The organism is Agromyces sp. P1_H4, assembly GCF_056405255.1.
The window spans coordinates 1-5,380 of the sequence record NZ_JBFUCL010000262.1; the positions used below are offsets into that span (position 1 = coordinate 1).

The following is a 5,380-nucleotide window of genomic DNA, read 5'->3' on the forward strand; positions in this document are numbered from 1 at the left end:
TCCCGCCGCCGACGACGCCGAGCGCGAGGTACGCCGACCTGGCCCACAGCTCGTCGCCGGCCGCGGCAGCTCGCAGCTGGACCTCGACGCCGGGGAACGCGTCGAGGCCGGCAGGGCCGGCGCCGGCGCGGTGCACACGGGCGAGCACGAACGACAGCTCGGCCGCGCCGTAGTACTCGGTGAGCCGGATGCCACTGGCCGCCGCCGCAGATCGCAGCGCGTCGCTCATGGCCGCCCCGGCGACGATCGCCGCGGGGGGAGCGGCGACGTCGTCGAGCAGTCGTGCGAGCCGGGTCGGGGTCGCGTGGACCACGGTCGCTCCGGCGACGTCGTCGGTGGCCGACGCACCGAGCCAGAGCGCGTGCAGCGCGGCGTAGAGGTGCATCGACACGTGGAGGGGACCGGTCACCGCCACGCGATCACCGGCGCCGAGGCCGGCGAGCTCGGCGAGCGGCCCGGCCGAGGCGAGCCACGACGCGTTCGTGCGCGCGACGACCCGCGGCAGCCCGGCAGAGCGCGACGAGCCCGACGTGAGCAGCGCGAGCTCGGTGCCGGGCGGCAGCTCGCCCGTGATCCGGTCGGCGTCATGCTGCGAGCCGCCGACGAGCACCGGCCGGCCCCGGTCGAGGGCGGCGAGCACGGTGCTGATCACGTGGACGGGTGGGGTGCCGACGGGGCATCCGACCGCACCATCGCCGGGTGGAAGCCGCACCCCGCCGACGAGTGCGGCGAGCTCGCCGTATCGCACGACGTCGGGGCCGAAGGCGAGCGCCACGTCGTCGGGCGCCCCGCGGAGCCAGCCGGTCATGCGCCGGTGGCGACCGCCGCGGTGCGCTGCCACGGCCACGGCTGCGGCGCGATGAGGCCCGGCCAGGCACGGTGCACGCCCTTCGCGACGAGCACCGTCACGACGACCTTCACGAGGTCGCCGGGGAGGAACACCAGGGAGCCGAGGAACGCGACGTCGATCGGGGTGCCCGTGATCGCCGCGAACACCGGCACGCCCACGAGGTAGACGGCCACGATGCCGCCGAGCGCCGTCGCGGCCAGCGCGGGCAGCACCCGATACCGGGGGAGGAGGCGTGCGGTGCACCAGCCGATGACGACGACGCCGAGGAGCCAGCCGATGAGGTAGCCCACCGAGGGGCCGACGAACACGCCGAGTCCGCCGCGGCCGCCCGAGAGCAGGGGCAGGCCCGCCGCGACGAGCGCCAGCAGGAGCAGCACCGACAGGAACCCGTTGCGCGCGCCGAGGATCGCGCCCGCGAGCATGACGCCGAGCGTCTGGAACGTGATGGGCACCGCCGTGCCGCCCACGTACAGCGCGCCCGGCAGCCCGAGGGCGGCGATGAGCGCGGCGAAGACGGCGATCTGAGCCAGGTCGGTCGCGGTGGTGCGACGGCGACGATCGGGGGCGACGGATGCCGCGGGGTCGGCGGCTGCGTCGTGCGAGGTGTGCTGGGCGGCGCTCATCGGGTCTCCCTCTCGTGGCGGATGCGGGCGTCGTGCCCGGATCTCACGCTACGAAAACGGGGGAGCGCCCCGTCGCCCTGGGCGTACAAGAATCGCCGTGCGTTTTTGGAACGGCGCAGCGGTCCCGGCCGGCGCAGCACGTCGGCGGGTCCGCGGCGCCTCAGGCGGCGCGGGCCTCGATCGTGGCGGCGGCGCCGATGGTCGGGAGGGATGCGGCATCCGACTCGGACTCGGCGACGACCACGGGGTCGGCCCAGACGACGAGCGGCGCGGGCTCCCAGCTCAGGGCGAGCGGCTCGTCCTCGGCCGGCACGACGATGGCGACCGACTCGCGCTCGTCGAGCAGGGTGCGAGTGAGTTCGGCGGCGATCTGGTGGGTCAGCATGGCGTGGAAGATGCGGTCGGTGTCGGCGTCGGTGCGACGCACGAGCGACCAGGCCCCGTTGGGACCGATGAACTCCGAGAGCCTGGCGTTCAGCAGTTCGAAGAGGTGCTCGCCCCGAAGGTCGGCCGCGGTCGCGCGCGGCTTGGGGGCGGCGGCGTGGGCGGCGGCCTGTGCGGCAAGCCTCGCTCTGCGCCAGCGGCGGAACATCGGTGGCCCCTCTCGGTGGGAACGGTCCGCACGGCTCTGGCCGGGCGGCGGGTCGTGATTTCAGTCTCTGCCCGTGCGCCGCGGATCGCGGTTGACACGCCGCAGTCGCCGGTTTGCGAGACCGGTCGAGAGGGGGATCGGGAGAGCTCCGTCGACGATGCTACTCGGTCAGCTCGGCACGCTTCGACTCGTCGGCGACGGTGCCGATCGCGATGGCCAGGCTGGCCGCCCAGGAGATCCACATGAGGAGGAGGCGCCAGTCCCGCGGGCCCGACGCGGTGGCCTTCACCACGCCGATCGCGCCGAAGATCGAGCTGATCACTGCTCCGCTGAAGAGGTACTTGCGCATGCCGCAACGCTATCGGATCGGCATCCGCCCGCCGAGGGGTTGCGCGGGACACGCCCGTACCCCTCGAGGTCGCGGTGCCGGACCGGTCAGGTTCCCGGCGGCTCGTCGGGCGGGGGCAGCGCGCCCACCGCGTCGGCCACGCGCTCCTCGTGGGAGTGCACGAGCTTCAGGCCGACGACGCAGGCGATGATGYCGGCGAGGAAGATCACCTTCAGCACGCTCGCCGACTCGCCGCCGAACGTGATGGCGTAGGTCACCGTGAGTGCGGCGCCGAGGCCCGTCCAGATGGCGTACGCGGTGCCGAGCGGGATGCCGCGCATCGCGTAGGCGAGTCCCCCCATGCTGCCGGCGAGGGCGACGAAGAACACCACCGTCGGCAGGGGCTCGGAGAATCCCTCGGAGTACCCGAGCGCGGTCGCCCAGACCGCCTCGAGGACGGCACTGATGATGAGGATCGTCCAGTACACGTCAGGCCTCCCCGACGAGCTTCAGGCCGATGACGCAGCCGATGATCCCGAGCAGGAGCAGGACCTTCACGACGCTGGCCTTCTCGCCGCCGAAGATCATCGCGTAGGCGACGGTGAGCACCGCGCCGATGCCGACCCACACCGCGTACGCGGTGCCGACGGGGATCACGGTCATGGCGAAGGCGAGCCCCGTCATGCTGAGCGCCAGCGCCACGAGGAACAGCAGCGTCGGCCAGAGCCGGCGGAAGTTCTTCGAGGCGCCGAGTGCCGTCGCCCACACCGCCTCGAGCACGCCCGACGCGATCAGGATCACCCACTCCATGCGCCACCCCCGAGCGTCACTGTAACGCTCTGCGCCCCGCCGGCGAAGGACCGGCTGTTAGCCTGAACGGATCGCGAGGGAGGGACACCCGCCACATGCACGCCCCTGATTCGGAGCGCGACGAGCTCTACGTCGACCACGTCTACGACATGATCGTGGTCTCGAACCGGCTTCCCGTCGACTACCGCGAGGGCCCAGACGGAACCACCCAGTGGAACAGCTCGCCGGGCGGCCTGGTGACCGCCCTCGAGCCGGTGATGCGCGCCGCCGACGGCGCCTGGATCGGCTGGGCGGGCGTCGCCGACCGCGAGTTCCCCCCGTTCGAGCACGACGGCATCTCGATCATCCCGGTTCCGCTCTCGGCCGACGAGCTCGAGGACTACTACGAGGGCTTCTCCAACGACACACTGTGGCCGCTCTACCACGACGTCATCGCGCCGCCGTCCTTCCACCGCGAGTGGTGGGAGGCGTACGTGCGCGTCAACCGCCGGTTCGCCGAGGCCGCCGCCCGTGCGGCATCCGACGGCGCCGTCGTCTGGGTGCAGGACTACCAATTGCAACTGGTGCCGCGGATGCTGCGCGAGAGCCGCCCCGACCTCGTGATCGGGTTCTTCAACCACATCCCGTTCCCCGCCTACGGGATCTACTCGCAGCTGCCGTGGCGGCGGCAGGTGATCGACGGACTGCTCGGGGCCGACGTGATCGGCTTCCAGCGCGCCGCCGACGCCGGCAACTTCTCGCGTGCCGTGCGCCGCCTGTTCGGCTACTCCACGCACGGCACGATCATCGACGTGCCCGACGACGGGGGCGACCCGCGCCGGGTGGTGGCGCGGCACTTCCCCATCTCGATCGACACCGCCGGGTTCGAGGAGCTCGCCCGTCGCGCGGACGTCCAGGAGCGCGCGCAGGAGATCCGCGAGAGCCTCGGCAATCCCGAGACGATCATGCTCGGCGTCGACCGGCTCGACTACACCAAGGGCATCCGGCACCGCATCAAGGCGTTCGGCGAACTGCTGCGCGATGGACGGCTCAAGGTCGAGGACGTCACGCTCGTGCAGGTGGCGAGCCCGTCGCGAGAGCGCGTCGAGACGTACCGTCAGCTCCGCGACGAGATCGAGCTCGCGGTGGGCCGGCTCAACGGCGACTACTCCACCCTCGAGCACCAGGCCATCGCCTACCTCCACCACGGCTACCCGCGCGAGGAGATGGTGGCGCTCTACCTGGCGGCCGACGTCATGCTGGTCACCGCGCTGCGCGACGGCATGAACCTCGTGGCCAAGGAGTACGTGGCCTGCCGGTTCGACGACGACGGGGTCCTGCTGCTCAGCGAGTTCACCGGGGCCTCCGATGAGCTCCGGCAGGCGGTGCTGGTGAACCCGCATGACATCGAGGGCCTGAAGGACGCGATCGTCGAGGCGACCCGGATGCCGAAGCGCGAGCGCTCCCGTCGCATGCGGGCACTGCGCAAGCGGGTGCGCGACAACGACGTGGCGCACTGGTCGGCGAGCTTCCTCGAGACGCTGACCGGCGCGGGCATCATCAAGCCCGGGGTGTCCGATCCGCTGCAGGGCGCGATCAACCGGATGGCCGGCACGGAGCGGCTGCTCGTCGCCCTCGACTTCGACGGCACCCTCGCGCCGCTCGTCGACCGGCCCGAGGACGCACGAGCGACCGACCGGGCGCGGGCGGCGATCGAACGACTCGGCGCCGCCGACGACACCCGGGTGGCCATCGTCTCCGGACGGGCCCTCGAGAGCCTCGGCCAGGTCGCCAGTCCGCCCGAGGGCACGCTCCTCAGCGGATCGCACGGGGTGGAGCTGCAGCTCGACCCCGCCGGCGTCACGATCGACCTTCGCGAGTCCGAGACGGCGAAGCTCGAACGGCTGTCGTCGATCGTCGAGGAGATCGCGTCGGGCGCCGACGGCGCGTGGATCGAGCACAAGCCGGCCGGGCTCGCCCTGCATACGCGCCGACTCACGGGCAACGCCGGCACCGCGCTGCAGCACGCGGCGCGGAACCGGGTCGAGGCCGAACTGCTCGGCATCACCGTGCGCACCGGCAAGTCGGTGCTGGAGTTCGCGGTGCGCTCGAGCGACAAGGGGGAGTCCCTGACCCGCCTGCGGCAGCACGTGGGCGCGACGGCGGTCATGTACGTGGGCGACGACGTCACCGACGAG

General features: G+C 72.4%; 7 protein-coding genes. 1 reads left to right on the top strand and 6 read right to left on the bottom strand.

All coding sequences use genetic code 11. The annotated features are described in order from the left end of the window. The 6 genes from AC1DY2_RS14620 to AC1DY2_RS14645 form a co-directional block, all read right to left on the bottom strand. Nucleotides 1–808: acyl-CoA synthetase family protein (locus tag AC1DY2_RS14620; protein WP_476763085.1), on the bottom strand; the 808-nt coding region annotated here is incomplete at its 3' end. Continuing rightward, nucleotides 805–1,473: a biotin transporter BioY gene (locus tag AC1DY2_RS14625; protein ID WP_476763086.1), complete on the bottom strand. Its 669-nt coding sequence runs from the start codon at nt 1,471–1,473 to the stop codon at nt 805–807. The genes AC1DY2_RS14620 and AC1DY2_RS14625, both read right to left, overlap by 4 nt. A 160-nt stretch (nt 1,474–1,633) precedes the next feature. After that, nucleotides 1,634–2,065 carry a hypothetical protein gene (locus AC1DY2_RS14630; protein WP_476763087.1) on the bottom strand — a complete coding sequence of 144 codons (432 nt, stop codon included), beginning with the start codon at nt 2,063–2,065 and terminating at the stop codon, nt 1,634–1,636. Between the two features lie 160 nt (nt 2,066–2,225). Next, nucleotides 2,226–2,414 (bottom strand): hypothetical protein, encoded by a 189-nt coding sequence (locus AC1DY2_RS14635; protein WP_309979378.1) that lies wholly within the window; start codon nt 2,412–2,414, stop codon nt 2,226–2,228. 86 nt (nt 2,415–2,500) lie between these two features. Then, nucleotides 2,501–2,881 carry a DMT family transporter gene (locus tag AC1DY2_RS14640; protein WP_476763088.1) on the bottom strand — a complete coding sequence of 127 codons (381 nt, stop codon included), beginning with the start codon at nt 2,879–2,881 and terminating at the stop codon, nt 2,501–2,503. A gap of 1 nt (nt 2,882) precedes the next feature. Next, entirely contained in the window at nt 2,883–3,203 is a 321-nt protein-coding gene (locus AC1DY2_RS14645) for a DMT family transporter (protein ID WP_476763089.1), read from the bottom strand. A 95-nt stretch (nt 3,204–3,298) separates the two neighbouring features. Between AC1DY2_RS14645 and AC1DY2_RS14650 the strand changes: the two genes are divergently transcribed. Next, a partial coding sequence (locus tag AC1DY2_RS14650) for a bifunctional alpha,alpha-trehalose-phosphate synthase (UDP-forming)/trehalose-phosphatase (RefSeq protein ID WP_476763090.1) occupies nt 3,299–5,380 on the top strand: 2,082 nt, incomplete at its 3' end.